The sequence below is a fragment of the Xylanimonas sp. McL0601 genome, from assembly GCF_049852175.1.
In the GTDB taxonomy this organism is placed as follows: domain Bacteria; phylum Actinomycetota; class Actinomycetes; order Actinomycetales; family Cellulomonadaceae; genus Xylanimonas.
In genome coordinates this window covers 1,019,007-1,045,925 of sequence record NZ_CP187527.1, presented here as the reverse complement: position 1 = coordinate 1,045,925, position 26,919 = coordinate 1,019,007, and the positions used below count along the sequence as shown (strand labels likewise).

25 protein-coding genes and 1 tRNA gene are annotated in these 26,919 nt (G+C 73.2%); 12 read left to right on the top strand and 14 right to left on the bottom strand.

Annotation, left to right across the window (positions count from 1 at the left end; all coding sequences use genetic code 11):
- Positions 1-23 precede the first annotated feature (23 nt).
- The 4 genes from ilvA to ACO4JP_RS04765 are packed head-to-tail and all read right to left on the bottom strand — an operon-like array spanning position 24 to position 4,365.
- The gene (gene ilvA / locus ACO4JP_RS04780; protein ID WP_425956242.1) at positions 24-1,232 is read right to left on the bottom strand and encodes a threonine ammonia-lyase; all 1,209 of its coding nucleotides are present in this window, start codon (positions 1,230-1,232) and stop codon (positions 24-26) included.
- The gene (locus tag ACO4JP_RS04775; RefSeq protein WP_425956241.1) at positions 1,229-2,518 is read right to left on the bottom strand and encodes an AI-2E family transporter; all 1,290 of its coding nucleotides are present in this window, start codon (positions 2,516-2,518) and stop codon (positions 1,229-1,231) included. Before ACO4JP_RS04775 ends, ilvA begins: the two co-directional genes overlap by 4 nt.
- Positions 2,515-3,744 carry a cystathionine gamma-synthase gene (locus ACO4JP_RS04770; protein WP_425956240.1) on the bottom strand — a complete coding sequence of 410 codons (1,230 nt, stop codon included), beginning with the start codon at positions 3,742-3,744 and terminating at the stop codon, positions 2,515-2,517. The genes ACO4JP_RS04775 and ACO4JP_RS04770 overlap by 4 nt, the downstream gene beginning before the upstream one ends.
- 9 nt (positions 3,745-3,753) lie before the next feature.
- Positions 3,754-4,365, bottom strand: coding sequence for a YdeI/OmpD-associated family protein (locus ACO4JP_RS04765; RefSeq protein ID WP_425956239.1), 612 nt, complete (start codon positions 4,363-4,365; stop codon positions 3,754-3,756).
- A 182-nt stretch (positions 4,366-4,547) separates the two neighbouring features.
- On the opposite strand from ACO4JP_RS04765, the gene msrA reads away from it, so the two are divergent.
- Positions 4,548-5,180, top strand: coding sequence for a peptide-methionine (S)-S-oxide reductase MsrA (gene msrA / locus ACO4JP_RS04760; protein ID WP_425957054.1), 633 nt, complete (start codon positions 4,548-4,550; stop codon positions 5,178-5,180).
- Positions 5,181-5,312: 132 nt separating this feature from the next.
- Entirely contained in the window at positions 5,313-6,878 is a 1,566-nt protein-coding gene (locus ACO4JP_RS04755) for an ATP-dependent DNA ligase (protein ID WP_425956238.1), read from the top strand.
- A gap of 77 nt (positions 6,879-6,955) precedes the next feature.
- On the opposite strand, the gene ACO4JP_RS04750 is transcribed toward ACO4JP_RS04755, so the two are convergent.
- On the bottom strand, positions 6,956-7,906 hold the full coding sequence (locus ACO4JP_RS04750) for a hypothetical protein (protein ID WP_425956237.1): 951 nt from the start codon (positions 7,904-7,906) through the stop codon (positions 6,956-6,958).
- A 155-nt stretch (positions 7,907-8,061) separates the two neighbouring features.
- Complete coding sequence (locus ACO4JP_RS04745) at positions 8,062-8,958, bottom strand: LysR family transcriptional regulator substrate-binding protein (RefSeq protein WP_425956236.1); 897 nt, start codon at positions 8,956-8,958, stop codon at positions 8,062-8,064.
- A 163-nt stretch (positions 8,959-9,121) separates the two neighbouring features.
- Here ACO4JP_RS04745 and ACO4JP_RS04740 point away from each other — a divergent pair, with 163 nt between their 5' ends.
- From ACO4JP_RS04740 to ACO4JP_RS04725, 4 genes are all read left to right on the top strand, one after another.
- Positions 9,122-9,535 (top strand): DUF5997 family protein, encoded by a 414-nt coding sequence (locus ACO4JP_RS04740; RefSeq protein WP_425956235.1) that lies wholly within the window; start codon positions 9,122-9,124, stop codon positions 9,533-9,535.
- Between the two features lies 1 nt (position 9,536).
- The gene (locus ACO4JP_RS04735; protein WP_425956234.1) at positions 9,537-10,781 is read left to right on the top strand and encodes a class I SAM-dependent methyltransferase; all 1,245 of its coding nucleotides are present in this window, start codon (positions 9,537-9,539) and stop codon (positions 10,779-10,781) included.
- A 107-nt stretch (positions 10,782-10,888) separates the two neighbouring features.
- Complete coding sequence (uxaC, locus tag ACO4JP_RS04730; protein ID WP_425956233.1) at positions 10,889-12,316, top strand: glucuronate isomerase; 1,428 nt, start codon at positions 10,889-10,891, stop codon at positions 12,314-12,316.
- A gap of 123 nt (positions 12,317-12,439) precedes the next feature.
- On the top strand, positions 12,440-14,341 hold the full coding sequence (locus tag ACO4JP_RS04725) for an adenylyl cyclase (RefSeq protein ID WP_425956232.1): 1,902 nt from the start codon (positions 12,440-12,442) through the stop codon (positions 14,339-14,341).
- A gap of 137 nt (positions 14,342-14,478) precedes the next feature.
- Here the strand turns inward: ACO4JP_RS04725 and ACO4JP_RS04720 are convergent, their stop codons facing one another.
- Positions 14,479-14,880, bottom strand: coding sequence for an FKBP-type peptidyl-prolyl cis-trans isomerase (locus ACO4JP_RS04720; protein ID WP_425956231.1), 402 nt, complete (start codon positions 14,878-14,880; stop codon positions 14,479-14,481).
- Between the two features lie 115 nt (positions 14,881-14,995).
- Between ACO4JP_RS04720 and ACO4JP_RS04715 the strand changes: the two genes are divergently transcribed.
- Positions 14,996-16,966 carry a glycoside hydrolase family 15 protein gene (locus tag ACO4JP_RS04715; RefSeq protein ID WP_425956230.1) on the top strand — a complete coding sequence of 657 codons (1,971 nt, stop codon included), beginning with the start codon at positions 14,996-14,998 and terminating at the stop codon, positions 16,964-16,966.
- A 33-nt stretch (positions 16,967-16,999) separates the two neighbouring features.
- Here the strand turns inward: ACO4JP_RS04715 and ACO4JP_RS04710 are convergent, their stop codons facing one another.
- Positions 17,000-18,406 (bottom strand): cystathionine beta-synthase, encoded by a 1,407-nt coding sequence (locus ACO4JP_RS04710; protein WP_425956229.1) that lies wholly within the window; start codon positions 18,404-18,406, stop codon positions 17,000-17,002.
- Positions 18,407-18,416: 10 nt separating this feature from the next.
- The gene (locus tag ACO4JP_RS04705; RefSeq protein WP_425956228.1) at positions 18,417-19,322 is read right to left on the bottom strand and encodes a Bax inhibitor-1/YccA family protein; all 906 of its coding nucleotides are present in this window, start codon (positions 19,320-19,322) and stop codon (positions 18,417-18,419) included.
- A gap of 205 nt (positions 19,323-19,527) precedes the next feature.
- Between ACO4JP_RS04705 and ACO4JP_RS04700 the strand changes: the two genes are divergently transcribed.
- The 4 genes from ACO4JP_RS04700 to ACO4JP_RS04685 all read left to right on the top strand — a co-directional run bounded on the left by ACO4JP_RS04700 (position 19,528) and on the right by ACO4JP_RS04685 (position 22,931).
- Positions 19,528-20,529, top strand: a complete 1,002-nt coding sequence (locus ACO4JP_RS04700) for an ABC transporter ATP-binding protein (RefSeq protein WP_425956227.1) — start codon at positions 19,528-19,530, stop codon at positions 20,527-20,529.
- Positions 20,526-21,425 (top strand): ABC transporter permease subunit, encoded by a 900-nt coding sequence (locus ACO4JP_RS04695; RefSeq protein WP_425956226.1) that lies wholly within the window; start codon positions 20,526-20,528, stop codon positions 21,423-21,425. The genes ACO4JP_RS04700 and ACO4JP_RS04695 overlap by 4 nt, the downstream gene beginning before the upstream one ends.
- A 28-nt stretch (positions 21,426-21,453) precedes the next feature.
- Positions 21,454-22,458 (top strand): RNA polymerase subunit sigma-70, encoded by a 1,005-nt coding sequence (locus tag ACO4JP_RS04690; RefSeq protein ID WP_425956225.1) that lies wholly within the window; start codon positions 21,454-21,456, stop codon positions 22,456-22,458.
- A 95-nt stretch (positions 22,459-22,553) separates the two neighbouring features.
- Complete coding sequence (locus ACO4JP_RS04685) at positions 22,554-22,931, top strand: hypothetical protein (RefSeq protein WP_425956224.1); 378 nt, start codon at positions 22,554-22,556, stop codon at positions 22,929-22,931.
- Between the two features lie 88 nt (positions 22,932-23,019).
- On the opposite strand, the gene ACO4JP_RS04680 is transcribed toward ACO4JP_RS04685, so the two are convergent.
- Entirely contained in the window at positions 23,020-23,190 is a 171-nt protein-coding gene (locus ACO4JP_RS04680) for a hypothetical protein (protein WP_425956223.1), read from the bottom strand.
- A gap of 15 nt (positions 23,191-23,205) precedes the next feature.
- Between ACO4JP_RS04680 and ACO4JP_RS04675 the strand changes: the two genes are divergently transcribed.
- Positions 23,206-24,660 (top strand): serine hydrolase domain-containing protein, encoded by a 1,455-nt coding sequence (locus ACO4JP_RS04675; protein WP_425957053.1) that lies wholly within the window; start codon positions 23,206-23,208, stop codon positions 24,658-24,660.
- 3 nt (positions 24,661-24,663) lie between these two features.
- Here ACO4JP_RS04675 and ACO4JP_RS04670 read toward each other — a convergent pair whose 3' ends face one another.
- The 4 genes from ACO4JP_RS04670 to ACO4JP_RS04655 form a co-directional block, all read right to left on the bottom strand.
- Positions 24,664-24,939 (bottom strand): hypothetical protein, encoded by a 276-nt coding sequence (locus tag ACO4JP_RS04670; RefSeq protein WP_425956222.1) that lies wholly within the window; start codon positions 24,937-24,939, stop codon positions 24,664-24,666.
- Positions 24,940-24,941: 2 nt separating this feature from the next.
- On the bottom strand, positions 24,942-25,214 hold the full coding sequence (locus ACO4JP_RS04665; protein ID WP_425956221.1) for an MFS transporter: 273 nt from the start codon (positions 25,212-25,214) through the stop codon (positions 24,942-24,944).
- A gap of 71 nt (positions 25,215-25,285) precedes the next feature.
- Positions 25,286-25,359: transfer RNA gene (locus ACO4JP_RS04660), tRNA-Leu, on the bottom strand.
- A gap of 84 nt (positions 25,360-25,443) precedes the next feature.
- The gene (locus ACO4JP_RS04655) at positions 25,444-26,919 is read right to left on the bottom strand and encodes an NAD(P)/FAD-dependent oxidoreductase (protein WP_425956220.1); all 1,476 of its coding nucleotides are present in this window, start codon (positions 26,917-26,919) and stop codon (positions 25,444-25,446) included.

Here is a 26,919-nt window from a genome sequence, read left to right as displayed (position 1 = left end):
CGTCCGTAGGCGCGCGTGCGCGCCTACGGGTGGACCTCGAACCCGGCCGCGCGCAGCTGGGCCACCATCTGCTCGCAGTGCTCGCGGCCCTTCGCCTCGACCTGCAGCGTCACCATGGCCTCGAAGACGCCGAGCGACACGTCGGTGTGCGAGTGGTCGACGTGCATGATGTTGCCGCCGGCCGCCGCGATGGTCTCCACCAGGGTGGCGAGCGCGCCCGGCCGGTCGTCGAGCCGGACGCTCAGGTGCAGGTACCGCCCTGCGGCGGCCATGCCGTGCTGGATCACGCGCATGAGCAGCAGGGGGTCGATGTTGCCGCCCGTCAGCAGCGGCACGATGGTGCCGCTGAGCCCCGACGGGTCGGTCATCACCGCGGCGACACCGGCGGCCCCCGACGGCTCCACCACCAGCTTGGCCCGCTCCGCCACGAGCAGGAGCGCCCGCGAGAGCGCCTCCTCGCTCACGGTCCGCACCTCGACGCCGAGCCGCTCGAGGATCTCGAACGGAACCTCGCCGGGCGTGCCGACGGCGATGCCGTCCGCCATCGTCGGACCGAGCCTGCGGGACACGGGGTGCCCGGCCGCGAGCGACGCCGGGTACGCCGCCGCCGTCTCGGCCTGCACGCCGACGACGCGCACGTGCGGCGCGGCCTCCGCCAGCACGGTCGCGATGCCGGCCACGAGCCCGCCGCCTCCCAGCGGCACGACGATCGTGCCGACGTCGGGCACCTGCTCGAGGATCTCGAGCGCGACGGTGCCCTGGCCGGCCACGACGTCGACGTGGTCGAACGGGTGGATCAGCACGCGCCCCGACCGGCCGGCCTCGACCCGCGCCGCGGCGAGCGACTCGTCGACGCTCTTGCCGACCAGCCGCACGTCGGCGCCGTAGCCACGCGTTGCAGCCAGCTTGGGCAGCGGTGCGTCGACGGGCATGTAGACGACCGCCTCGATGCCGAGCAGCTTCGCCCCGAGGGCCACGCCTTGCGCATGGTTGCCGGCGGACGCCGCGACGACACCCGCCGCGTGCTCGTCCGCCGACAGGCGGGCCATGCGCGTGTAGGCCCCGCGGATCTTGAACGAGCCGGCGCGCTGGAGGTTCTCCAGCTTGAGCATCACCGGCACGCCGGCGGCCTCGGCGAGGGCGCGGAACCGCTGGACCGGCGTGCGGATGGCAACGCCCTCGAGCAGCTCGGCAGCCTTGCGGACGTCGGCCAGCGTGACAGCCGGGATCACCGGTGGCCGTCCGAGCCCCGAGCACGCCCGGAGTCCCGCGCGTCCTCGTCCCCAGTCCCGGCGTCGTCGAACTCGTCCGTGAGGACGTCGTCGGGCACGACGCCGTCCGCGGCCTCGCCGCGTCCCGGCCACCGCAGGCCGCCCCCTCGGGCGCTGGTCAGCGGCCGGCGCAACAGCGGGAGATGGTCGTCGGTGCCGAGCGCCGGGAACTTGTCGGTGCCGTGCAGGTACAGGATCATCGTGTTCAGCACCGCCGCGATCGGCACCGCGAACAGCGCTCCGATGATGCCGGCGGCGAGCGAGCCCGCGGCCACCACGAGCACCACGGCCACCGGGTGCAGCGACACCGCGTGCCCCATGAGGAACGGCTGGAGCACGTGGCCCTCGATCTGCTGCACGAGCAGCACGATCCCCAGCATGACCAGAGCCGCGCCCCAGCCCTGGGCCACGAGCACGACGACGCAGGCGATCGCGCCCGTGACGATCGCGCCGATGATCGGCACGAACGACCCGAGGAACACCAGGATCGCGATCGGCAGCGCGAGCGCCGGGACGAAGAACGCGGCACCGATGCCGATGCCGACCGCGTCGACGAAGGCCACGAGGATCTGCGTGCGCACGTAGGCGGACAGCGTGACGATGCCACGCCTGCCGGCCTGGTGGATCTTCTCGCGCGCGTCGATCGGCAGCAGGTTGATAAGCCAGGTCCAGATGCCGCGGCCGTCGACCATGAAGAAGATCGTGCAGAAGACCGTGATGAGCGCGCCGACCAGCACGTGCCCCACCGTCGTCGCCGCGCCGAGCGCGCCCGTCACGATCGTGCTGGCCCCGCCGCCGCCGCCCGTGAAGGAGCGACTGATCTGCTCCCAGTACTGGTTGATCTGCGCGTTGTCTATGCCCAGCGGGCCGTTGGCGAGCCAGTCCCGCACCTCGTTGAACCCCGCCGCGGCCTGGTCGGCGAGGTCGCTGAATCGGGCCACGATCTGGCGGCCCGCGAGCGACACGAGCGCCACGACGAGCGCGATGAACCCGACGATCGACACGGCCGTCGCGAGGCCGCGCGGGAAGCGCAGCCGGCGCTCGAGCACATCCCGGAGGGGCCGCAGCAGCACGGCGAGCAGCACGGCGAGGGCGACGGGCACGACGATCGTCTTGAGCGAGGCGATCAGCCACAGCACCCCGGCGATGAGCGCTCCGATGAGCAGAAGCCGCCACGACCAGGAGGCGGCGGTACGCACGGAACGCGGGACGGCGTCGGCGCCTGACGGAGCGTGGTCGGCACTCATGGCGACACCCTAGGCTCGAGCGCCTGCTCGAGGTCGGAGATGAGGTCCGCGGCGTCCTCGATGCCGACCGAGACGCGCACCAGGTCGTCCGGGACCTCGAGCGCCGAGCCCGCGACCGACGCGTGCGTCATGCGCCCCGGGTGCTCGATGAGCGACTCCACGCCGCCCAGCGACTCGGCGAGCGTGAACACCCGCGTGCGGTCGACGACGTCGAGCGCCGTGGCCTCGAAACCGACCTGGAACGAGAGCATGCCACCGAACCCGCGCATCTGCCGGGCCGCGACCTCGTGGCCGGGGTGGGACTCCAGCCCCGGGTAGAGCACCCGGGTGACGCTCGGGTGCGTCTCGAGGAACTTCGCGACGGCGAGCGCGTTGGCCTGGTGCCGGTCCATGCGGACCGCAAGGGTCTTGAGGCCGCGCAGCGTGAGCCAGGCGGCGAACGGGTCGGCGACCGCGCCCGAGGCGTTCTGGTGAAACCGGACCGCGGCCGCGACGTCGGCGGACCCGTCTGGCGCGGAGCGCCCTCCGGGGATCGGCACGCCGTCGGCTACGACGAGCGCCCCGCCGACGACGTCGCTGTGCCCGCCCACGTACTTGGTGGTGGAGTGCACGACGACGTCGGCCCCGAACGCGAGCGGCGTCTGCAGGTACGGGGTGGCGAAGGTGTTGTCGACGACGAGCAGGGCGCCGGCGTCGTGGGCCACCGCGGCGAGGGCGGCGATGTCGGAGATGCCGAGCAGCGGGTTGGTGGGTGTCTCGACCCACAGCACGCGCGTCGTGCCCGGACGAACGGCTGCGGCGACGGCGTCGACGTCGGCGAGGTCGACTGCCGTGTGCTCGATGCCCCAGGCGCCGAAGACGCGGGCGATGAGCCGGTACGAGCCGCCGTACGCGTCGTCGGGCAGGATCACGTGGTCGCCCGGGCGCAGCACGGCGCGCAGCAGCGTGTCCTCGGCGGCGAGGCCCGAGGCGAACGCGGACCCGTGGGCCGGCGCAGCCCCGGCCGGGGTCTCGGCGGCGGCGAGCGCCGTCTCGAGCGCGGTGCGCGTCGGGTTGGCGGAGCGCGAGTACTCGTACCCGCCGCGCAGGCCACCGACGCCGTCCTGCTTGTAGGTGCTCGTCAGGTAGACGGGCGGGACGACGGCGCCCGTGGTCGGGTCCGGGTCCTGCCCCGCGTGGATGGCTCGGGTCGCGAAGCCGGCGTCGGTCCAGTCGTGCGTGGTCACGCAATCACCTTAGGGGCCGGCGTCGAGACGACGTCGCTGCGGGTAGATCGTCTCGGCGCGCTCCAGCATCGTCACGAACTTCTCGAGGTTCCGCGCGCGGGTCTCGGCCCGCTGGGCGTGCGTGAGGCGGAAGAGGATGGCGAACCGGTTCTGCGCGGTGAGCAGCTCGAAGTTCGCCGTCGCGCGCGGGCTGGCCGCGAGCGCCGCCGCGAGGTCGTCGGGGACCTCGATGTCCTTGCTGCCGGCGTAGGCGCGGTCCCAGCGCCCGTCTGCCTTGGCCCGCTCCACCTCGGCGAGGCCGCGCGGGCGCACCCGGCCCTCGTCAGTGAGGCGCGCGATGATGCCGACGTTGCGGGCCGACCACATGCTCCGCGCCCGCCGCGGGGTGAAGCGCTGGAGGCTGGTGTCGGCGTCGCGGCCGCGGCCCTGCCCGTCGATCCAGCCGCTGCACAGCGCCTCGTCGAGAGCCGCGTCATAGGTGAGGGTCGTGGGTGCGGGGCGGTTCTTCTTCGCGAGGACCAGCCAGACGCCGTCGGGGTCGTCCTCGTGCTCGTCGAGCCACGCGCGCCAGGCGGCGACGTCGGGCAGGATCAGCTCGTCCGTGAGCGGGCCGGGGACCATGCGCCGCACCGTACGCCGGAGCGTCGACACGCGCCCGGGGACCGTGGAACACCTGTGGACATCGCGCCGTTCACACCAGCGGGAGCGCCGCCCCGCGTGCCACTGGCGCCGGGCGCACCCACAAGGAGGTAATGGCTGTGAGCTCGATCTTCGACCGCCTCTTCGGCACCGACAAGCAGACGATGATCGCCCCCGAGGACGCCCTCCCCGGCCGGGAGACGCCCGTGCTGGCTGCGCCCGCCCCGCACACCGTGCTGGGCACGCCGATCACGGGGCCGTGGCCGTCGGGGACGCGCGCGATCTACCTCGCGATGGGCTGTTTCTGGGGCGCCGAGGAGATCTACTGGCAGGTCCCCGGCGTCGTGAGCACCGCCGTCGGGTACATGGGCGGCACCACGCCGAACCCCACCTACGAGGAGGTGTGCACCGCGCACACCGGCCACGCCGAGACCGCGCTCGTCGCGTACGACCCGGCGGTGGTGTCCGAGGAGGAGCTGCTCCGCATCTTCTGGGAGCGGCACGACCCGACCTCGGGCTTCCGGCAGGGCAACGACGTCGGCACGCAGTACCGCTCCGCCGTCTACTGGACGACCCCGGAGCAGGAGGAAGCCGTGCGCGCGACCGCGTCGGTGTACGGCGAGGTGCTCGCGGCGCAGGGGTACGACCCGATCACCACGGAGCTGCGCCCGGCCGCGGAGGCCGGCCCGTTCTACCTCGCGGAGGACTACCACCAGCAGTACTTGTCCGACGCCAAGAACCCGCACGGCTATCGGTGCCACGCGACGACGGGCGTGCCGTACCCGGCAGCGGCGTGAGGCTCTGAGGCGCTGGGGCGCCAGTGCCTCGGCTTCCGGCGGCCCCCGCAACGCCCCGGGTTGCGGGGTCTTCCGGGGGCCGCGTATCCCGGAACCGGGCGAGGCGCGCACCGCGGTGGCAGCATCGACCGCGTGCTGTTCCACGACGTCGTCGCCACCTCCACCGCCGTCGCCGCGACGCGGTCGCGGCTCGCCAAGCGGGACCTGCTCGCCGCCGCGCTCCGGGCCGCCGCGGACGACGGCGGGCCGTCCGGGGGCGACCTCGTCGAGGTCGTCGCCGCGTTCCTCTCCGGGCGGCCCCGACAGCGGCGCACCGGGATCGGCTACCGGTCGCTCACCCAGCCCCCGCCCCCGGCCGACGCGCCGATCCTCACCCCGCTCGACGTCGACGCCGCCCTCGAGACGCTCTCCGCCACCGCGGGCACCGGGTCCCAGGCGGCCCGCGCCGCCGCCCTCGAACACCTGCTCGCGACCGCGACCGCTGACGAGCAACGGTTCCTCCGGGGCCTGATCCTCGGCGAGCTGCGACAAGGCGCGCTCGACTCGCTGCTGCTCGACGCCGTCGCCGCCGCCGCAGACGTCCCCCTGGCGGCGGTCCGTCGCGCAGCAATGTTCAGCGCGCTCTCCGGGCCCATCGCGCGCGCGGCGCTCACGGGTGGGGCCGAGGCGCTCGCAGCGTTCCGGCTCGAGGTCGGGCGGCCCGTGCGCCCCATGCTCGCCTCGCCCGCGCCCGACGTCGCGGCAGCCCTGGCCGGGTTCGACACCGAGGTCGCCGTCGAGGCCAAGATCGACGGCATCCGCATCCAGCTGCACCGCCGCGGTGACGACGTCGCGGTCTACACGCGATCGCTCGACGACGTCACCGACCGACTGCCAGAGCTCGTCGAGCTCATGCGCTCGCTGCCCACGGACGCCGTGGTGCTCGACGGTGAGGCGATCGCCCTGCGCGGCGACGGCCGCCCGATGCCGTTCCAGGACACCGCCGCGCGTACCGGAAGCCGCGATGGCGAGGCGACCGTGCGCGTGCCCCTCACGGCGTACCTCTTCGACGCCCTGCACCTGGACGGGCAGGACCTCATCGACGCGCCCGAGGCCGAGCGGTTCGCCGCGCTCGCACGGGTCGTCCCCCCGTCGGCACTGGTGCGTCGCACCGTCACCGCCGACGCCGAGGCCGCGGCGGCATTCTTCGCCGAGGTCCTCGCAAGCGGACACGAGGGCGTCGTGATCAAGAGCCTCGCCGCGCCCTACGACGCAGGCCGACGAGGCGGCGCCTGGGTGAAGGTCAAGCCGCGGCACACTCTCGACCTCGTCGTGCTCGCCGTCGAGCGAGGGTCGGGGCGGCGGCAGGGCTGGCTGTCGAACATCCACCTGGGCGCGCGAGTCCCCGGCGGCGCGGGCGACGACGGGGACGGCTGGGTGATGCTCGGCAAGACGTTCAAGGGAATGTCGGACGAGACGCTCGCCTGGCAGACGCAACGCTTCACGGAGCTGGCCGACGGACCCACCGACGGGTGGGTCGTCAAGGTGCGCCCGGAGCAGCTCGTGGAGGTCGCGTTCGACGGCGTCCAGCGCTCGTCGCGATACGCGGGCGGCGTTGCGCTGCGCTTTGCGCGGGTGCTGCGGTACCGCGACGACAAGCCCGTCGCGGAGGCGGACACGATTGACGCTGTGCGGGCTCTCCTCGAGCCGCACAGGTAGATCCGGAGCGCACCCAAGTCGGAAAAGCCCGCGGCCGGGCCCGAGAGACTCGGGCCCGGCCGCGGTTCAGCAGAGGCTCAGGCCCCGGCGGCGCGGCGGCGGCGGACCGCCATGACCGCCATGATGCCCGCGGCGACCAGTGCGATGGCGACGACCGACGCGACGGTGACCTCGGCGCCCGTGAACGCGAGGCGGCCGGCGGCTGCCTCGACGACCGGGCCGCCGTCCGTGGCGGCGAGGGAGCCGGCGGGCGACGCGGCGTCGGTCGCACCGTCGGCGGGCGTGGCGCCATCAGCCGGCGTCGCATCGTCGGCGGGGGTCGCACCGTCCGAGGGCACGACGGCGCCCGACGGGGTCGCCGACGGCTCGTCCGACGGGGTCGCCGACTGCTCGTCCGACGGGGTCGCCGACGGCTCGTCCGAAGGCCCGGTGGACGGGGTGGCGAACGGCGACGGCTCGTCCGTCGGCGTGGTCTCCTCCGGGGTGGAGGCCGACGGGGACGGCGTGGCCGTCGGCTCGTCGGTCGGGGTCGTGCTCTCGGTCGGCATCGGCGTCGCCGGGGTGGTGGGCGTCGCGTCGTCGGCGTCCACGTAGGTGACCGCGTAGTGCGAGATGCTCTTGCACTTGCCGCCCACCGGGTACGCGAGCGTCAGGCGCGCGACCGGGACGTCGAGCACCACGATCTTCGGGCCCTCGCCCTGCTTGTCGGCGCCGGACTTGATGCAGTACGAGGAGATGAGCTTGCCCGCCGGGGCGACGATCTCGAGGGTCGTCGGCGCCGTGACGTCGGTGTTGATCTTTGCCGAGTTCATGCCGGGGCACACGTCGCCGACCCAGTCGAACGTCTGGGACGGCCAGGAGTAGGTGTGGCCGCTGTAGGTCGCGCTCCCTCCGTCCCAGTGCGCGCCCATGTGGCCGTCCCCGGCGGTGGAGGCGAGGGCCGACGCCGGAGCCGTCCCGAGGGCGGCGACGCCGGCGGCGAACAGCCCGACGGCGAGCAGCCGGGCGGTGACGAGAGAGGTGCGCAACGGACGCTCCAAGTGCGAGAGGAAACGCGGAAGGGGGCGCGCAGACGACGCGCCGATGCGCACTGTAACCGAAAGGGACACAACGGTTCTATGCCCTGTTTACGGTTCTTTCATCCACTTGAACTATTGCCAAGCGAGAGAGGTTCCGCTACAGGTCAGCGCCCGCGGCGGCCCTTCCCCGGCGCCCCTGGCTTCCCGCGGCCACCCGCGGGCCGGCCCCCGCCCGCCGGACGGCCCCCACCCGAGCGCCCGCCGCCGGGCGACGCGGCGCGTCCGCGGCCGCCGTCGCGCCGCGCCTGCGCGGCGTCGCCTCGACCCTTGCCCTTCCCGTCTCCACCACGCGGGCCGCCGGAGCTCGGTCCGCCCGCGTCCTGCAGCGCCGCCGCTCCACGTCCCCGCGAGCTGTTCACCGTCCGACCGCGCACGATCCCGATGAGCTCGTCGACGAGGTCCGTGGTCCGCTCCGACACCCAGACGAGGCCGACCGGGGCCGTGGGGCCGCCGTCGAGCACGCGGTGCGTGACGTCCTTGCGGTGGTGCAGCCGCGCGAGCGACATGGGCACGATCGTCACCCCGGCCCCCGCGGCGACCCAGGCGACCGCGTCCGCGCTGGTCGCCGGGCGCTCGGCGACCCCGGCGGGATCCACCGAGCCGTCCTCGCGGTACGCGGCGGGCCGCAGCCCGGGCACCGTGACGCCAGCCCCGTAGAGCACGTCGTCGGCCGGTAGGTGCACGACGTCGTCCGCCAGGTCCGCGGCCGGCACCACCTCTTCCTCGGTGGTGGCCGCGAGCAGGTGGTCGCGCGAGACGACCACGACCGGCAGCTCCTCGTACAGCGCGATCGCGCTCAGGCGCGTCTTGTCGACGGGCAGACGGGCGATCGCGGCGTCGACGTCGCCCCGCTCGAGCGCGGCGACGGCGTCGTCCGCCTCCACCTGGACCAGCTCGAGCGGCACGTGGGGGAACCGGTCGCGCCAGGTGCGCGCCCACTTGCCGGGGGTCGCCCCGGGCACGTACCCGAGGCGGAAGGTCTCGACAGGCTGCTCGCTCACGCGCCCAGGCTACGTTGCGGGACCCTGCCGCTCCGGTCACAGGGCCCCAGAAGCGGAGCCGCAGGGTCCCGCAACTCACGCGGCAACTCACGCGGCAACTCACGCCGCAACTCACGCCGCGACCCCGCCGCCGGGCGCGTGGCGCGGCACGTACCCTTGGGGTATGGCCACCCCCTTCTCGCAGCAGGTCCTCAAGCCGTCCAACGCGGCCAAGCGCCTCGGCGTCTACCTGCCCGCCACTCCCCCGGAGTTCCAGGAGAAGGGCATCACGCGCGGCGAGCTCGAAGAGCTCGAGAAGAACCCGCCCGAGTGGCTGGCCGCGCTGCGGCGCGAGGGCCCCCACCCGCGGCCCGTCGTCGCCGGGCGCCTCGGCGTCTCGATCGCCGGTCTCACGCGCGGTGGTCTCACCGAGCCGCTGACGACGGAGCAGATCGACGAGCTGCGCGCCGACCCGCCGTCGTGGCTGGTCGCCGAGCGCGACGTCGCGGCGAAGGTGCGCGAGGAGGATGACCGCCTCGCGGCGAAGGCGGCTCAGGAGGCAGCCCGCGTCGCCCGCCGCACCGCCCCGCGCGGCTGACGTGGAGCCGGACCGCGCCGGCGACTCCGGCACGCCCGGCGACGCCGGCGGCCTCGAGCTCGGCGACGTGCTCGCCTCGCTGGCCCCCTGGCCCGAGGACGGGTCGCGGGCCGACGGCCCTGTCGCCGTCGACGCCACCGACCGGCTGCTCCTCGACGAGGCGCACGCCCTGCTCGCGCATGCCGGGCCCGACGACGTCGTCGTCATCGGCGACCACTTCGGCGCCCTGACGGTCGGCGCCGCGGCTCTCGGCGTGCCCCGCGTGCGGCTTCACACCGATGCCGTCACCGCCGAGCAGGCCGTACTCGCGAACCTCCGGGCCGCGCAGGCCGGACCGCTGCAGGGTACGCAGCTCGACCTCGGCGTCCACGAGGGGCTCGAGCCCGCGCTGGTCCGCGGCGCCCGCGTGGTCCTGCTCCAGCTCCCCCGCTCGCTCGCCGAGCTCCAGGAGGTCGCCGAGCTCGTCGCGCGCGAGGCCGCCGACGACGTCGTCCTCCTGGCCGGCGGCCGCGTCAAGCACATGACGCACGGCATGAACGACGTGCTCGCGACCTGCTTCGCCGACGTGCGCGCGACGCTCGCACGCGGCAAGTCCCGCCTGCTGGTCGCCACGGGCCCGCGCCCCGCGGCGCGCGAGGCCGCCACGTCGTTCCCGGTCACGGCCGTGCTGCACGACGCCGAGCTGCTCGCTGCCGCGGATCTGCCGTCCGACGGCGCGGTCACCGTCGTCGCGCACGGCGGCGTGTTCGCAGGCCCGGCGCTCGACCTCGGCACGCGCGCCCTGCTGCGCACCGCGGACCGCTGGCCCGCCGCGGTCGATGCCGTCGACCTCGGCTCCGGCACCGGCCTGCTCGCCAGCGTGCTCGCCCTGCGCGACGCCGCCACGCGCGTCGTCGCGACGGACCGCTCCGCGGCGGCCACGGCGTCAGCGCGGGCGACGGCGGTGGCGAACGGCGTCGGCGAGCGCGTCACGGCGCTGCGCGACGACGTCGGCGCCGGCGAAGCCGACGCGAGCGCCGACCTGGTCGTCTGCAACCCGCCGTTCCACGACCGCGCGTCCGTCTCGACGGACGCGGCGCACCGCATGTTCGCGGCGGCGGCGCGCATTCTGCGGCCGGGCGGCGAGCTGTGGTGCGTGTACAACTCGGGGCTGCGCTACCGACCTGCGCTGGAGCGGACGGTGGGCCCGACGACGCAGGTGTCCCGCGACACCCGCTTCACGGTGACGCGCAGCGTCAGTCGCTGAGCCCTGGCTTGGCCGTGGCCGTCCGCGAGGCGGGCGATCGCTATGCTGCAAACGTTCGCAGCCGTGGCGCCGCAGCCACCCCTCTCCCGACCGAGGAGCACAGCACGATGACGCAGCCCTGGATCCTGCACGAGGACCGCGCCCTGCCGGCCGACCCCGTCACGCGGCCGATCGCACGCGAGGTCTACCAGGAGACCAAGGACCTGCCCATCGTCTCGATGCACGGCCACGTCCCCGTCGAGTGGTTCGCGGACGACACGCCGTTCCCGGACCCGGCCCAGCTGCTCGTGGTGCCGGACCACTACCTGCTGCGCATGATCGTCTCGCAGGGCCGGTACGGCCTGAACGAGCTGGGCGTCACCGCCGTCGACGGCTCGCTGCCGACCGAGTCCGACCCCCGGCTGATCTGGCGCCGCTTCTGCGAGCACTGGAAGTCGTTCCGCGGCACCCCCACCCGGTTCTGGACGGAGCACGAGCTCGTCAAGATCTTCGGCGTCACGCAGCGACCGTCGGCGGAGACCGCCGACGCGATCTACGACCGGATCGCCGCCGAGCTCGCGACGCCGGCCTTCCGCCCGCGCGCGCTGCTCGACCAGTTCGACATCGAGGTCATCGGCACGACCGACCCGGCCTGGGCGTCGCTCGAGCACCACCAGAGGCTCGCCGCCGAGGGCCTGGGCCAGCGCGTGCTGCCCACGTTCCGCCCCGACCCGCTGCTGCAGCTCGACAACCCGACGTTCACGCACGACGTGCTGGCCACGGGCGCGGCGGCCGGCGTCGAGGTGCGTGACTACCCCACCTACCTGGACGCGCTCCGCGCCCAGCGCCTGCGGTTCAAGGCCGCGGGCGCCCTCGCCACCGACCACGGCTGCGCCACCCCCGACACCACCCCGCTGCCCGACGACGACGCGGCCCGGCTGTTCGACGCCGCGTTCAACGGCCGCCCCGTCGCGGCGGAGCAGGTGACCGCGTTCGCCGCGCACATGCTGTTCCAGATGGCGCAGATGGCCACCGAGGACGGTCTGGTCATGCAGATCCACCCGGGCGTCGAGCGCGGGCACTCGCGCGAGATGACCCGGCGCTACGGCCCGGACAAGGGTTACGACATCCCGTTCGCCGTCGAGTACACGCGCTCGCTGCGGCCCATGCTCGAGGCGTTCGGTCATCACCCGAACTTCCGCACGATCGTCTTCACGCTCGACGAGGACGTCTACTCGCGCGAGCTCGCGCCGCTCGCGGGCGTGTACCCGGCGATGCGGCTGGGCGCCCCGTGGTGGTTCATCGACTCGCCCGAGGCGATGCGCCGCTTCCGCGAGACGGCCACGGAGACGGCGGGCTTCCTCAACCTGTCGGGGTTCGTGGACGACACGCGCGCGTTCTGCTCGATCCCGGCCCGTCACGACCTGGCCCGCCGCATCGACGCGGGCTACCTGGCGCGCCTGGTGGCCGAGCACCGCCTGGACCTGGACGAGGCGATCGACACGGCGAAGGACCTGGCCTACCACCTGCCGAAGCTGGCGTACGAGCCGCGCTGACCCCGGCCGTGGAGCGCGGCCAGAGAAGCGGGCCACGATGCACTGACAGGTCTGTAAGGAACCGCTACGTTCGGGTCCGTGCCGCTCGCCGAGCGGCACGGAACCCCGATCGAGGAGGAGTCGATGAGGACTCGCCACGTCGCCCCCGCGGGCGCGCTGACGCTCGCTCTGGTCGCGAGCGGCACCATCTCGCCAGCTTTCGGATCACCAGCCGACGCGGGGGAGGCCGGGGCCCACCCCGGCGACCCCGACTTCGGCCCCAACGTCACGTTCGTCGACCCGAGCTGGACCACCGACGAGATCAACGCCCTGCTCACGTCGGTCAACGACGAGGCGGAGTTCTCGCAGAACCGGCATCAGGTGTTCTTCGAGCCCGGCGTGTACGGCAGCGCCGCCGGCCAGAACGACCCGGCCACCGCGACTGACATAGTCAACGCGACCGTCGGCTACTACGAGGCCGTCGCCGGCCTGGGCGCCCAGCCGGGCGACGTCCTGCTCAACGGCGCGCTCCAGGTGAACCCGGTCGTCCGCTGCCCCAACAGCCCGTGGGCGTGCCAGGACCCCGGCTCGCTGACCAGGTTCTGGCGCTCGGTGTCCAACCTGGCGATCAACCCCATCCAGCGCGCCGTCGAGGACGACGCCGCGCTGCCGTTCCCAGCCGGCACGGCGGACCCGCACCAGCTGCGCTGGGCCGTCTCGCAGGCCGCGCCCATGCGACGCGTCGACATCCGCGGGAACCTCACGGTCTTCGGCCGGTTCGGCGAGTACGCCTCGGGTGGGTTCCTCGCCAACTCGCGCGTCACCGGGACTCTCGTGACCGGGTCGCAGCAGCAGTGGTACACGCGCAACTCCGCGGTCGGCACGTGGAACGGCGGCGTCTGGAACATGGTGTTCTCCGGCGTCGAGGGCGCTCCCGCCACCGACTTCGGACCGCGGCCCACCGGCGGCACAGGCAACAAGACCACGCTCGACACCACGCCGCTCAGCCGCGAGACCCCGTTCCTCTACCGGGGCGCCGACGGCACGCTGGCCGTGTTCGTGCCCAACGCCAGGCGTGACTCGCGCGGCGTGGACTGGTCGACGTCGCCGGACGCCGGGCAGTCGATCCCGATCGGCGACTTCTACGTGGCGCGCGCCGACCGCGACACCGCGCAGACCATCAACGCCCAGCTCGCGCGCGGCAAGCATCTGATCCTCACGCCGGGCGTCTACCGGCTGGACAAGCCGATCTCGGTCAAGCGTGACGACGCGGTGGTGCTCGGCCTCGGCTACGCCTCGCTCACCCCGACCAACGGGAACGCTGCGCTCGAGATCGCGGACGTCACGGGCGTGAAGGTCGCCGGCATCACCGTCGACGCCAACGTCCCCGAGTCCGACGTGCTCGTCCGGGTGGGGCCGCACAATGCCCACAAGTCCGACCCCGCAGACCCGACGACGCTCAGCGACGTGTTCGTGCGCGTGGGCGGGCCCTGGGCCGGCAAGGCGGTCACGTCGATCGAGGTCAACAGCGACGACGTGCTGCTCGACCACCTGTGGGCCTGGCGCGCCGACCACGGCCAAGGCGTGGGCTGGGACGTCAACACCGGCGCGCACGGCCTCGTCGTGAACGGCGACGACGTCGTGGCCACGGGCCTGTTCGTCGAGCACTTCCAGGCCAACCAGGTGCTGTGGAACGGCGAGCGTGGCACGACCGTCTTCTACCAGTCGGAGCTGCCCTACGACGTGCCGAGCCAGGCCGCGTGGAGCGACGGCGACCGGGCGGGGTTCGCGTCCTACCGGGTGGCCGACGGCGTGCAGACGCACACGGCGTACGGGCTCGGCGTGTACTCGTTCTTCAACCAGGGCGTGGACATCCGTGAGGCGTCGGCGATCCAGACGCCCGTCGCGCCGGGGATCGCGTTCCGCTCGATGACGAGCGTGTTCCTCAACGGCTCGGGCGGCATCGAGCACGTCATCAACGACACGGGCGCCCCGGCAGTGGGCTCGTTCGCGAGCCCGCAGGTGGTGGCCTACCCGGCCCCGTAACGCCGGAGCCCGGCGCCGCGCCGGCGACGGGCGAAGGGCGACGGTTGTGGGACTCTGCGGCTCCGGTTATCGGGGCGGATAACCGGAGCCGCAGAGTCCCACAACAGAGGGGGTGGGGGTGGGGGTGGGGGTGTGCGTCAGCGGACGCCGACCACGTCCACCACGAAGACCAGCGTGTCGGTGCCGCGGATGCCGGCCTGGGGGGCGCCGCGCATGCCGTAGCCGTGCTCCGGCGGGATCGAGAGGAGCACGCGGTCGCCCACGTTGCGGCCGACCAGGCCCTTGTCCCAGCCGCCGATGACGGCGCCGACGCCGATCGGGAAGTCGATGGTGGCGCCACGGTCGTAGCTGTTGTCGAAGACGTGGCCGCCCCACGTCTGGCCGAGGTAGTTGACGACGATCGTGCGGCCGGCCTCGACGACGGGGCCGGTGCCCTCCTCGAGGACCTGCACCTGCAGGCCGGCGGGGGCGCCGCCGTCGGGGAACGTGAGCTGGGGCTTGTCGCCGAAGCTGCCGGAGGCGGTGGGGAGCGTGGTCACGAGGGGTACCTCTCGTCGGGGACGGAACCCGCACAGCCTACGAGCGTCGGGGCGGGGGCATCGCCGCGAGCGTCCGCGCTGGCCCGCGGTCGACGAGCGTGTGCACGCTGGGGACATGAAGCCCGAAGCCAACCGCGGTTCGCACGAGGCGGCTCCCGTCGGGTCCTCGCCCGGCATGACGCCGGACAGCCGCAGCCCGTTCCCGGCGATCGCCGACTACGGGTTCCTGTCCGACTGTGAGACCAACGCCCTCGTGGCGCCGTCGGGCGCGGTCGAGTGGATGTGCGTCCCACGCCCCGACTCGCCCAGCATGTTCAGCGCGATCCTCGACCGCGGCGCGGGCCTGTTCCGCGTCGGCCCGTATGGGGTGCGCGTGCCCGTGGCCCGCCGCTACCTGCCGGGCACGCTCGTGCTCGAGACCACGTGGCAGACGTCGACGGGCTGGCTCGTGGTGCGTGACGCCATGGTCATGGGGCCGTGGCACCACACCACCACACGCTCGCTGACGCATCGCCGCACCCCCACCGACGACGACGCGGAGCACCTCATGCTGCGCACGGTGAAATGCGTCTCCGGCACGGTCGACCTCGAGGTGGTGTGCGAGCCCCGGCCCGGCTACGGCCGTGACGCCGCGTGGTGGGAATACGAGGGCGAGGGCTATGACACGGCAGTGGCCCGCCCCGACGCCGCACCGGCCGCAGAGGGCGCCGCGCCCCCCGCCCTGCGGCTGAGCTCGAGCCTGCGCATCGGCCTGGGCGAGGGCCGCGCGAACGCCCGCAGCCGCATGACCGAGGGCGACCAGCAGTTCATCGCGCTCACCTGGGGCGAGGAGCCGCCGCCTGCGTCGTGGGCCGACGCCGCGGACGCGATGTGGCGCACCGAGCAGTTCTGGCGCGGCTGGATCACCCAGGGCGTCTTCCCCGACCACCCGTGGCGAACCTATCTGCAGCGCTCGGCGCTCACGCTCAAGGGACTCACCTACGCGCCCACGGGCGCGCTCGTCGCGGCCGCGACCACGTCCCTGCCCGAGACCCCCCAGGGCCCGCGCAACTGGGACTACCGGTACTCATGGGTCAGGGACTCGACCTTCGCGCTCTGGGGGCTGTACACGCTCGGCCTGGACCGCGAGGCGAACGACTTCTTCGCGTTCATCCAGGACGTCTGCCACGACGACCTCCAGGTCATGTACGGCGTGGGCGGCGAGCAGCGGCTCGACGAGTCCGAGCTCGAGCACCTGTCGGGCTACGAAGACGCTCGGCCCGTGCGGATCGGCAACGCGGCCTACGAGCAGAGCCAGCACGACGTCTGGGGCGCGGTGCTCGACTCCGTGTGGGTGCACGCGAAGTCGCGCGACCAGCTGCCCGAGTCGGTGTGGCCGCTGCTGCGGCGTCAGGTCGAGGAGGCCGTGCAGCACTGGCACGAGCCAGACCGCGGCATCTGGGAGGTGCGCGGCGAGCCGCAGCACTTCACCTCGAGCAAGCTCATGTGCTGGGTGGCGCTGGACCGCGGCGCGCGCCTGGCCCGCCTGTACGACGCCCCGGACTACGCGGAGCAGTGGCAGAAGGTCGCGGACGAGATCCGTGCAGACATCCTCGCCCAGGGCGTCGACGACCGCGGCGTGTTCGTCCAGCGCTACGGCTCCGACGCCCTGGACGCGTCCCTGCTGCTGGTGCCCCTGCTGCGGTTCCTGCCGTCCGACGACGAGCGCGTCGTCGCGACCGTGCGCGCCATCGCCGACGAGCTCACCGCGGACGGGCTGGTGCTGCGCTACCGCGTCGACGAGACCGACGACGGCCTGCAGACCGAGGAGGGCGCGTTCACGATCTGCTCGTTCTGGCTCGTCTCCGCGCTCGTCGAGATCGGTGACCTCGACCGGGCCCGCTCCCTGTGCGAGCGGCTGCTGGGCTACGCGAGCCCGCTCAGCCTGTATGCCGAGCAGATCGACACCCGGACGGGTCGGCACCTAGGCAACTTTCCGCAGGCGTTCACGCACCTGGCGCTGATCAACGCCGTCATGCACGTGATCCGCGCCGAGGGGACGCGCGGCGAGGGGTTCCACTTCGAGGCCGCCCACCGCGCGCCCTGAGCCCATCCGCCCTGCCCCACGCGCCTTGCGACGTCAGCGGGCCAGGAACCCCAGCACGTCGTGCCGCGTGAGCACGCCCACCGGGTTGCCGTCCTCGACCACGAGCAGCGCATCGGCGTCGTGGAGCGCGTCGCGCACCGCGTCGATGCCCTCGCCGGTGCCGACCAGGGGGAAACCCTCCTCCATGTGGGCGCTGACGGGGTCCGTGAGGCCCGCGCGGCCGCTGAACACCAGGTCCAGCAGCGCCCGCTCGGTGACCGCCCCGGCTACCTCGCCGATCTTCACCGGCGGCTCGGCCACCACCACGGGCATCTGCGAGACGCCGTACTCGCGCAGCATCTCGATGGCGTCGTGCACCGTGTCCGTCGGGTGCGCGTGCACGAGCTGGGGCATGTCGCCGGCCTTCGAGCGCAGCACGTCGCCCGCGGTCACGCCCGCCGACGCGTCGAGGAACCCGTACGAGCGCATCCACGCGTCGTCGAAGATCTTCGACATGTAGCCGCGGCCGGAGTCGGGGAGCAGCACCACGATGACGGCCTTCGCGGCAGCCTCGGGGTCCTCGTCCTCGAGCCGGCGCGCCACGCGCAGCGCGGCCGTCACGGCCATGCCGCACGAGCCGCCGACCAGCAGCGCCTCCTCGCGAGCGAGCCGACGCGTCATCGCGAACGAGTCCGCGTCGGTCACGGCGATGACCTCGTCCGGCACGGTCGGGTCGTAGGCCGCGGGCCAGAAGTCCTCGCCCACGCCCTCGACCAGGTAGGGCCGCCCGTCCCCGCCCGAGTAGACCGAGCCGGCCGGGTCGACGCCCACCACCTGCACGCGGCCGCCGTCGGCGTCCGGCCGGGACTTTGAGGCATCGTGCAGGTATCGCCCGGTGCCCGTGATGGTGCCGCCCGTCCCGACGCCCGCGACGAAGTGCGTGAGGCGCCCGTCGGTGTCGGCCCAGATCTCCGGCCCTGTGGACTCGTAGTGCGACGCCGGCCCGTTGGGGTTGGCGTACTGGTTGGGCTTCCACGCCCCGGGGATCTCACGCACCAGCCGGTCGCTGACCGAGTAGTACGAGTCGGGGTCGTCGGGCGGCACCGCCGTCGGGGTCACGACGACGCGAGCACCGTAGGCGGCGAGCACGTCGCGCTTGTCCTTGCTGACCTTGTCGGGGCACACGAACACGCACTTGTATCCCTTGCGCTGGGCGACGAGCGCCAGGCCGACGCCGGTGTTGCCCGACGTCGGCTCGACGATCGTGCCGCCGGGCCTCAGCTCCCCCGACGCCTCGGCGGCCTCGATCATCTTCAGCGCGATGCGGTCCTTGACGGAGCCGCCCGGGTTGAAGTACTCGACCTTGGCGAGGATGGTCGCGGACAGGCCCGCGGTGACGGACGTGAGGCGCACCAGAGGGGTGCGGCCTACCAGCTCGGAGACGTGCTCTGCGTAGCGCATGCCCCCATGCTTAGTCGCGGCCCTGGAGGATTGCCAGCAGGCGCAGGAACTCCAGGTACAGCCACACCAGCGTCACGAGCAGGCCGAACGCCGCCGCCCACGCGTACTGCGCCGGAACACCCTGGTCGACACCGCGCTTGATCGAGTCGAAGTCGACGATCAGCGAGGCCGCTGCGAGGCCGACGGCCACGAGGCCGACGACGACGCCGAGGGGACCCCCGCGAGCACCCGCACCGCCGAGCACGCCCGTCCACACGAGCACTAGGTTGACGAGCTGGAAGCCGAGGAAGCCGACCAGCGCGATCACGAGCCAGCGCGTGAACTTGGGCGTCACGCGCACGCGGCCCGACTTGTACAGGAACAGCGCGGCCGCGAACGTCACCATGGTGGCGACCACCGCCTGGGCGACCAGGCCGGAGATCGGCTGCCCGTTGGCGGTGACGTTCTCGAACGCATACGAGATGCCGCCCAGGAACACGCCCTGCGCGATCGCGTACAGCGTGATCAGCACGGGGCTGGGCTGCCGCTTGAACGCGTTGATGAGGCCGAAGACAAGCCCGACGATCATGCCGAGAGGCCAGATCTGCGGGGCCAGCTGCCACGTCGCCGCCGCGACCACCACGAGCACGGCCAGCAGGCCGCCCGTCTTGATGATCACGTCGTCGTACGTCAGGCGCTTGGTGTCCGCCGTCGTCGCCGAGGGCGCGTTGTACAGGTTCTCCAGCGAGGCAGCGTCCGCGGTCTGCGCGCCGTACCCACCGGCCTGGTACGCCGTCTGGCCGTACTGCGGCTGCTGCGCCGGGGCACCGTAGCCCGGGGCCTGGCGCGTGCCGACGCCGCCGGCCGCCGGGCGGCGCGCGCCATCGCGGTGCGGCTCGCCGAACACGTCGCTGTTCGAGAAGTAGGGGTTGCTCACGAGCTCCTCCTGGTCCGGCCCGGTCCGGGCCCCTGCGTCCTTCGCCTTGTCCCCTGTGCCAACGCCGTCGGGGACCGAGCGGTTCCCATCTTCGCCGCACCGGGGCCCTATGCGCCACGAGAGGGCGACATCTGTGGACAGTTCCAGGGTGGGATCAGGGTTTACCCCGTGCCGGGCGGTGGCGTGGGGCCCTAGGCTCGTGGGCATGATCGAGGCACACGGCCTGACCAAGCGTTACGGCCCCAAGACCGCCGTCGACGACATCACCTTCAACGTCCGCCCCGGCATCGTCACCGGCTTCCTCGGCCCCAACGGCGCTGGCAAGTCCACGACGATGCGCATGATCATGGGCCTCGACAGGCCCACGGCCGGCTCGGTGACCGTCAACGGACGTCCCTACGCACAGCTGAAGTCCCCGCTCACCCAGGTGGGCGCCCTGCTCGAGGCACGCGCGGTGCACCCGGGCCGATCCGCCGTCCAGCACCTGCGGGTGCTCGCGGCCACGCACGGCCTCCCCGCGCAGCGGGTCCACGAGGTCATCGAGCTCACGGGGCTCGAGTCCGTCGCAAGCAAGCGCGTCGGCGGGTTCTCGCTCGGCATGGGCCAGCGCCTGGGCATCGCGTCCGCGCTGCTCGGCGACCCGGGCACGCTCATCCTCGACGAGCCGGTCAACGGCCTCGACCCCGAGGGCGTGCTCTGGGTCCGCAACCTCGCCCGCTACCTCGCCGGCCAGGGCCGCACGGTGTTCCTGTCGTCGCACCTCATGAGCGAGGTCGCCCTCACGGCCGACCACGTCATCGTCATCGGCCGGGGCAAGATCCTCGCCGACTCGCCCGTCAAGGAGTTCGTCGACGGCGCCTCGCGTGGCGCCGTGCGCGTGCGCACGCCCGGCGCGGTCGCGCTGCGCGCCGCGATCGAGCGCGCGGGCGGCACCGTCGTCGTGCTCGACGACGCCGCGACGGCCGGCGCCGACGCCACTGAGGCCGGGACGCTCGAGGTCTCCGGCATCGAGGCCCCGGCGATCGGAGAGCTCGCGCTCACCGCCGGGGTCGCGCTCCACGAGCTCACGCCGGTCTCGTCCACGCTCGAGCAGGCCTACATGGAGCTGACGGCCGACTCCGTCGAGTACCGCACCGAGGACCCGACGCACGTCGACGGAACCTCCGCCGCCCCCGCCGCCACCACGACCACGGGAGAGCCGCGATGAGCACCCTGTCCCCCGCCCGCCCCACGTTCACATCCCCGTTCGCGGACGCGAAGGTCACCTTCCCCCACCTGCTGCGCTCGGAGTGGCGCAAGCTGTGGAGCCTGCGCTCCACGTGGTGGGTGCTGGGCGTGACCGTGGTGATCATGATCGGCTTCGCGCTGATCTTCTCGCTCGCGTTCACGAACTTCGTCAGCGGCAACCCTGACGCGGCCCAGGGCGTCCAAGAGGCCGGTGGCATCCCGCCGACCACATTCGTGACGGCGGGCTACTCGTTCGGCGCGCTCGTCGCCGCGTCGCTCGGCGCGATCGCCATGACCGGCGAGTACTCGACGGGCCAGATCCGCGCGACGCTGTCCGCCGCCCCCGCGCGTCTGCCCGTCCTGTGGGCCAAGCTCACGATGATCGCCCTCGTCGTCTTCGTCGTCATCGCGGTGTCGACGGCGGTGGCCTACCTCGTGACACAACCGATCCTGTCGTCGCACGACATCAACGTGGACCTCTCCGACAGCGAGCAGCTGCGCGCGCTGATCGGCACCCCGCTGTATGTCACGGTGGTCGCACTCTTCGCGGTGGCCGTCGGCGCACTCATCCGCAGCACGCCCGGCGCGATCGTCACCGTCGTCGCGCTGTTCTTCCTGGTGCCGAGCATCATCGGCACGATCGCCTCCGCCACGAGTGCCAGCTGGGCCGAGAACCTCAACAAGTGGCTGCCGAGCTCGGCCGGCGAGCGCATCATCACCGCCTTCAGCGGTGGCAGCGCCCCCGGCGGCCCGAACGGCGGGCCCGGCAGTTCGCTGCCGCTGTTCGACGCGTGGCCCGGCTTCGCGGTGCTGTGCGCCTACACGGCGGTGCTGATCGTGGCCGCGGCGTTCGTCATCAAGCGCCGCGACGCGTGACGGCACGCACGGCCGCCGAGGCCTGACGATGGACCGCGAGCTGGTCACCCGCGCACGAGCGGGTGACCAGCTCGCGTTTGCGCGGCTGGTCGAGCCCTACCGCCGTGAGCTGCACGTGCACTGCTACCGGATCCTCGGCTCGTTCGCCGACGCCGAGGACGCCCTGCAGGAGACGCTCCTCGCCGCCTGGCGGGGGCTGCCCGGGTTCGAGGGGCGGGCGTCGGTGCGCACCTGGCTGTACACGGTGGCCACGAGCCGCTGCCTGGTCGCGCTGCGGACGGCCCGGCGTCGCCCGCGCGTCGACTGGCCGCCGCCGGGCGCCGCGCTGCCCGCGGCGAACCAGACGTTCGAGCCGACCTGGCTCGAGCCGTACCCGGACGCGGTGCTGGGGCCGGTCGCTGCCGCGCCCGACGACCCCGAGGCCCGCTACACCGCGCGCGAGTCGATCTCGCTGGCGTTCGTCACGGTTCTCCAGCTTCTGCCGCCGCGACAGCGTGCGGCCCTCGTGCTGCGCGACGTCCTCGGCTTCCACGCGCGCGAGGTCGCACAGATGCTCGACGCGACGGAGGAGTCGGTCACCAGCGCGCTCAAGCGCGCCCGGGCGACGCTCGACCGGGAGGTCCGGTCCGACGGCCGCCCAGCCCCGCCCGACGCCGGCTCGCCCGAGGAGCGCCGTCTCGTCGCCGAGCTGACCCGCGCGTACGAGTCCGCTGACGTCGCAAGGCTCGTCGCGCTGCTCACCGACGACGTCCGGCTGACCATGCCTCCGATCCCATTGGCTTACGTCGGCCGTGACCCGGTGGCGGAGTTCATGGCGGCGTTCGTCTTCAGGCCCGGCACCAGGTTCGACGCCCGGCCCACGCGGGCGAATGGCCAGCCCGCGCTTGCCCTCGCGCTGGTGGGGACACCGGGCGCCCCGCACGAGCCGCGCGGCCTCATGGTCTTCACGCTTTCGGGTAGCCAGGTGCGCGAGCTCACGCGGTTCGAGGTCGCCGCGCTCGGCCCGTTCGGACCCGACGCGACCCTCGCATAGCGGGACTGCGCCCAGTTCCGGAGGCGGGCGGTATCGGTACGGGCGTCAGTACCCGCAAGCCCGATTCGTCGGGCCGCAGCACCAAGGAGCCCACCATGACCAAGACCGTGAACCCGCCCGTCGTCGACGCGGCCGCAGTCGCCCTCGCGACGGCACACCTGCTCGCCGCCACGGACGGCGACCTCGCCGGCGCTCGCCGCCACGTGGCCGACGGAGTGCAGTGCTGGGTCAACGACGTCCACCTGGACGGCATCGAGCCCTACATGGAGGGCCTGGCCCAGTTCTCCGCAGCCCTCGAGCCCGGTGGCCTGCGGGTCGTCGCCGCCCTTGGCGACGACCGACGTGCCGTGATCCTGACCGAGCACATGCCCGTGGGCGCGCCGTCGCCGTTCCCGTCGGCGCGCACCATCGAGCTCGACGCCGACGGGAGGATCGTCCGGGAGCGGGTCGTCTTCTTCGACACCGACATGTGACGACACCCGCGCCGCGGTCCAGAAGCGCGACCCGCTCCCTGGGCGAGCGGAGGAGGGCGGGCACCAGCACGGGCGCCCGCCCTCGTCGTCACGCCGGACCGGCTCCGGCGCGCACCGCAGCGGCCGTCTCGAGGACGGCGGCCTCCACCGACCGGCCACGCCGGGCAGCCCGGCGCGCCGCTCGGGCGTTCGACACCACGATGCCGACGAGCATGAGCACGCCGACGCCACCGCGCGATGCATGGTTCCGGCGCGTCATAACCTTGCCGACGTGATGCACGCCGCCCTTTCCCCGGCCGTCCGGGGCTCCCTGACCAGCGCGCTCGCCGCGCAACGCCATTCCGGGCGGCTGCCCGCAGCGTCCGCGGCCGTGGCCCGCGCTGGCGGCGTGGCGTGGGCGGGAGCGGACGGCGTCGTCGGGACGTCGGGCGAGGCCGTGGGGCCGGAGCACGCGTTCCGGGTCGGGTCGATCACCAAGACGATGGTGGCGGTCGCCGTGATGCGGCTCGTCGAGGCGGGCGCGGTCGCGCTGGAGGACGACGTCGGCATGCACCTGCCCGACGCGCCGGCGCCGGGCGCGACGCTCGCGCACGTGCTCTCCCACACGGCGGGCCTGCCCGCCGAGCCGGACGGCCCGTGGTGGGAGCGTGCGGGCGGACGCTCGTGGGAGCAGGTGACCCGGCACTCCACGCTCACGCCGCCGGGCGACCGGTTCCACTACTCGAACATCGGTTTTGCGGTGCTCGGCCGCCTGCTCGAGGTCGTCCATGGGCAGCCGTGGGACGCCGTGCTGCGCGACGGCGTGTGGCTCCCGCTCGGGATGACGTCGACGGGGCGGGTTCCCACGGGGCCGGACGTGACGGGGTACGCCGTGCACCCGCACGCCGACCTGGTGCACGCCGAGCCCGTGCCGGGGTACGCCGCGATGGGCGCGGCCGGTGAGGTGTGGTCGACGCCGTCGGACCTGGCGCGGTTCGGGTCGTGGCTGGTGGCCTCCGGGCCCCGGGGGGCCTGGTCGGCGGACGACGACGAGCTCGTGCTGCCCGTGGCGGCGCGGCGGCGCATGTGCACCCCGCGCGTGCTGCGCGACGAGCCCGACGCCGCCTGGACCGCCGCGTACGGGCTGGGCGTCATGGTCTGGGACTCCGAGCGTGGCAGCGGAGACCCTGTCGGCGCGGCGCGCGAGGCGGAGACGGAGGAGGAGGCGGCCCACCGCCGCCGTCGGACGGCGGGGCACGGCGGCTCGGTGCCCGGCTTCCAGGCGGGGCTGCGCGCCGACACGGCGACGGGCGACGTCGTCGCCATGTGCGTCTCCTCGACCGCGGGGGCGTACGACCCGGTCGCGCTGCTCGACGTGCTCGACGCGGCGGAGCCCTGGACCCCGCCGGGCGAGGACGACGGCGTCGCGGCGGAGACACTCGACCTGGCGGGGACCTGGTACTGGGGCCCGGCACCATTCACGCTGCGGGTGCGGCGCGACGGGCTGCTGGAGCTGACGGCCCGCGGCGGGCGCGGCACGGTGTTCGCGCCGTCGCGAGAGCCGGGCGCGTGGGTCGGGGTCGAGGGCGGCTACTGGCTGGGCGAGACGCTGCGCCCGGTCGAGCGCGACGGGCGCACCGTCGCGCTCGACGTCGGGACGTTCTGCTTCACGCGGAGTCCCTACGCCCCCGAGGCGGACCTTCCGGGCGGGCCGGACCCGGACGGCTGGCGGCCCCTCCCCACGCGGTAGGGGTCAGGTCGCCGCCATCGCCTCTTCCGGGGTGGCCTCCACCGCCTCGACCTCCGCCGCCGACGCGGCGGCCGTGATGCGGCGGCCGAAGATGACGAGGATGCCGAGCGCGAGGCCCACGCCCCAGCCGGTGAACACGAGGCCGAGCGGCACGACGCCGAGCCCCAGCGCCACGGGTCCGTACCCGAGCACGGTGAAGAACACGAAGTTGTAGGTGGCGACGACGATCGCCACGATCACGAACGCCGGGCGCCGGAACGCGGCGAACGAGCGACGCACGGTCAGCGGTGCCGGGCGCTCGGCCGGTCCTTGAGCTTGGTCAGCGACAACACGAGGGCGCCGATCATGAACACGCCGCACGTGAAGAAGGGCACCCGCCACGAGATCTGGCCCAGCAGGCCGCCGATGAGCGGACCGAGCGGGAGGCCCAGGCCGAGGCAGGTCTCGTAGAGCTCGACGACCCACGCGCGGTCCTTGGCGAAGGCGATGAGCAGCACCATCGCGGTGGCGAAGAACCCCGTCGAGATGGTCACCGGGATCATGAAGATCGCCATGACCGCGATGTACGCGGTGAACAGCAGCTCGATCTGCCACGTCGTCGCGGCGGAAAGAGGTCGACGGTGAGTGCCCCCGCCGGGACTCGAACCCGGACTCGGCCGGGTTTAAGCCGGCTGCCTCTGCCAGTTGGGCTACGGGGGCCCGGCGTCGTCGGCCACGGGGCCGCAGACGCCAGGAGCACCCCACGCCGGGGCGTGCGGTGCTCCTGACAGCGTACGGAACGGGTTACTTGCCCGTCGCGGCTTCCACCGGCTGGCCCTCGGCGGCCGTCTCGGCTGACGACTCCGCCTTCTGCTCGATCTTGGTTCCGAGCGGCGCCGGCGGCACGGCCGCCTTGCGGAACTCGTCGCGCGGGTCGTGCACCGAGCCGAGCGAGATGATCTCGCGGCCCATGGCGAACTGGCCCATCCAGCCGATGATGATGCGGATCTTGCGGTTGCCCGTCGGCATCGCCATCACGTGGTAGCTGCGGTGCGCGGCCCACGCCAGGAAGCCGCGCAGCTTGAGGAAGCCGAACAGCTCCGCGACGCCCTTGTACATGCCGAGCGAGGCGACCACACCGACGCTCTTGTGCGCGTACTCCTCGGCGGGCTTGCCCGCGCGCTTCGCGACGATGTTGTCGGCCAGCTTCTTGGCCTCACGGATCGCGTGCTGGGCGTTCGGCGGGCAGAACTTGCCCGGGTTCAGCACGTCCGGCACGGCGGCGCAGTCGCCCGCGGCCCACGCGTCGGCGACGATCGCGCCGTCCTCCGTCGCGACCTCGAGCGTCGGCAGCACGATGACGCGGCCGAGCTTGTCGATCGGCAGGTCCGAGGCGTCCTTGAGCACCGGGTTCGCCTTGACGCCCGCGGTCCACACGATCGTGTCGGACTCGAACTCCACACCGGTCGACGTCTTGACGTGCCCGTCGACGCACGAGCTGAGGAACGTGTTGAGGTGGAACTCGATGCCGCGCTTCTTCATCTCCTCGAGGGCCCACTCACCCATGGGCTCGGAGACCTCGGGAAGGATGCGGCCCGAGCCCTCGATCATGACGAAGCGCAGGTCGGAGGGGTCGATCGTGGCGTAGTTGCGCGTCGCGTAGCGCGCCATGTCCTCGATCTCGGCGATCGCCTCGACTCCGGCGAAGCCGCCGCCGATGAAGGTGAACGTCAGCATGCGCTTTCGCAGGTCGGCGTCCCAGGTGGACGAGGCGACGTCCATGCGGTTGAGCACGTGGTTGCGGACCGCGATGGCCTCCTCCACGTTCTTGAAGCCGATGGCCGACTCCGCGAGGCCCGGGATGGGCAGCGTGCGTGAGACCGAGCCGAGGCCGACGACCACCTCGTCGTACGAGACCTCGTACGGCTCGCCCGCCTCGGGCTGGATGGTGATGCGCTTGGCACCGTGGTTGATCTGCGTGACCTTGCCCTGCAGCACGTCGACGCCCTTGAGGGCCCAACGGTGCGGCGCGACGACGTCGCGGGCCTCGATCGAGCCCGCGCCGGCCTCGGGGAGGAAGGGCGCGTAGGTCATGTACGGGCGGGGGTCGACGACGACGATCGCGGCGTCGCTCTTCTTCAGCTTCTTGCGCAGACGCCGGGCGACGTAGAGACCGACGGAGCCACCGCCGAGCACCACGATGCGCGGCACCTTGCGGGCGCGAGGCGACCCAGCCGCCTCCTGGGCAGGGGTGACCGAGGTCAGGTCGTTCTGAGGCAT

What these genes read in the sequence shown, in the direction of transcription:
- ACO4JP_RS04700 (WP_425956227.1), top strand. Translation starts at nt 19,528, where the DNA reads ATGATCGAGGCACACGGCCTGACCAAGCGTTACGGCCCCAAGACCGCC.
- ACO4JP_RS04710 (WP_425956229.1), bottom strand. Translation starts at nt 18,406, where the DNA reads ATGCGCTACGCAGAGCACGTCTCCGAGCTGGTAGGCCGCACCCCTCTG.
- ACO4JP_RS04695 (WP_425956226.1), top strand. Translation starts at nt 20,526, where the DNA reads ATGAGCACCCTGTCCCCCGCCCGCCCCACGTTCACATCCCCGTTCGCG.
- msrA (WP_425957054.1), top strand. Translation starts at nt 4,548, where the DNA reads ATGATCGCCCCCGAGGACGCCCTCCCCGGCCGGGAGACGCCCGTGCTG.
- ACO4JP_RS04725 (WP_425956232.1), top strand. Translation starts at nt 12,440, where the DNA reads ATGAGGACTCGCCACGTCGCCCCCGCGGGCGCGCTGACGCTCGCTCTG.
- ACO4JP_RS04765 (WP_425956239.1), bottom strand. Translation starts at nt 4,365, where the DNA reads ATGGTCCCCGGCCCGCTCACGGACGAGCTGATCCTGCCCGACGTCGCC.
- uxaC (WP_425956233.1), top strand. Translation starts at nt 10,889, where the DNA reads ATGACGCAGCCCTGGATCCTGCACGAGGACCGCGCCCTGCCGGCCGAC.
- ACO4JP_RS04740 (WP_425956235.1), top strand. Translation starts at nt 9,122, where the DNA reads ATGGCCACCCCCTTCTCGCAGCAGGTCCTCAAGCCGTCCAACGCGGCC.
- ACO4JP_RS04690 (WP_425956225.1), top strand. Translation starts at nt 21,454, where the DNA reads ATGGACCGCGAGCTGGTCACCCGCGCACGAGCGGGTGACCAGCTCGCG.
- ACO4JP_RS04655 (WP_425956220.1), bottom strand. Translation starts at nt 26,919, where the DNA reads ATGCCTCAGAACGACCTGACCTCGGTCACCCCTGCCCAGGAGGCGGCT.
- ACO4JP_RS04675 (WP_425957053.1), top strand. Translation starts at nt 23,206, where the DNA reads ATGCACGCCGCCCTTTCCCCGGCCGTCCGGGGCTCCCTGACCAGCGCG.
- ACO4JP_RS04665 (WP_425956221.1), bottom strand. Translation starts at nt 25,214, where the DNA reads ATGGCGATCTTCATGATCCCGGTGACCATCTCGACGGGGTTCTTCGCC.
- ACO4JP_RS04680 (WP_425956223.1), bottom strand. Translation starts at nt 23,190, where the DNA reads ATGACGCGCCGGAACCATGCATCGCGCGGTGGCGTCGGCGTGCTCATG.
- ACO4JP_RS04685 (WP_425956224.1), top strand. Translation starts at nt 22,554, where the DNA reads ATGACCAAGACCGTGAACCCGCCCGTCGTCGACGCGGCCGCAGTCGCC.
- ACO4JP_RS04715 (WP_425956230.1), top strand. Translation starts at nt 14,996, where the DNA reads ATGAAGCCCGAAGCCAACCGCGGTTCGCACGAGGCGGCTCCCGTCGGG.
- ACO4JP_RS04775 (WP_425956241.1), bottom strand. Translation starts at nt 2,518, where the DNA reads ATGAGTGCCGACCACGCTCCGTCAGGCGCCGACGCCGTCCCGCGTTCC.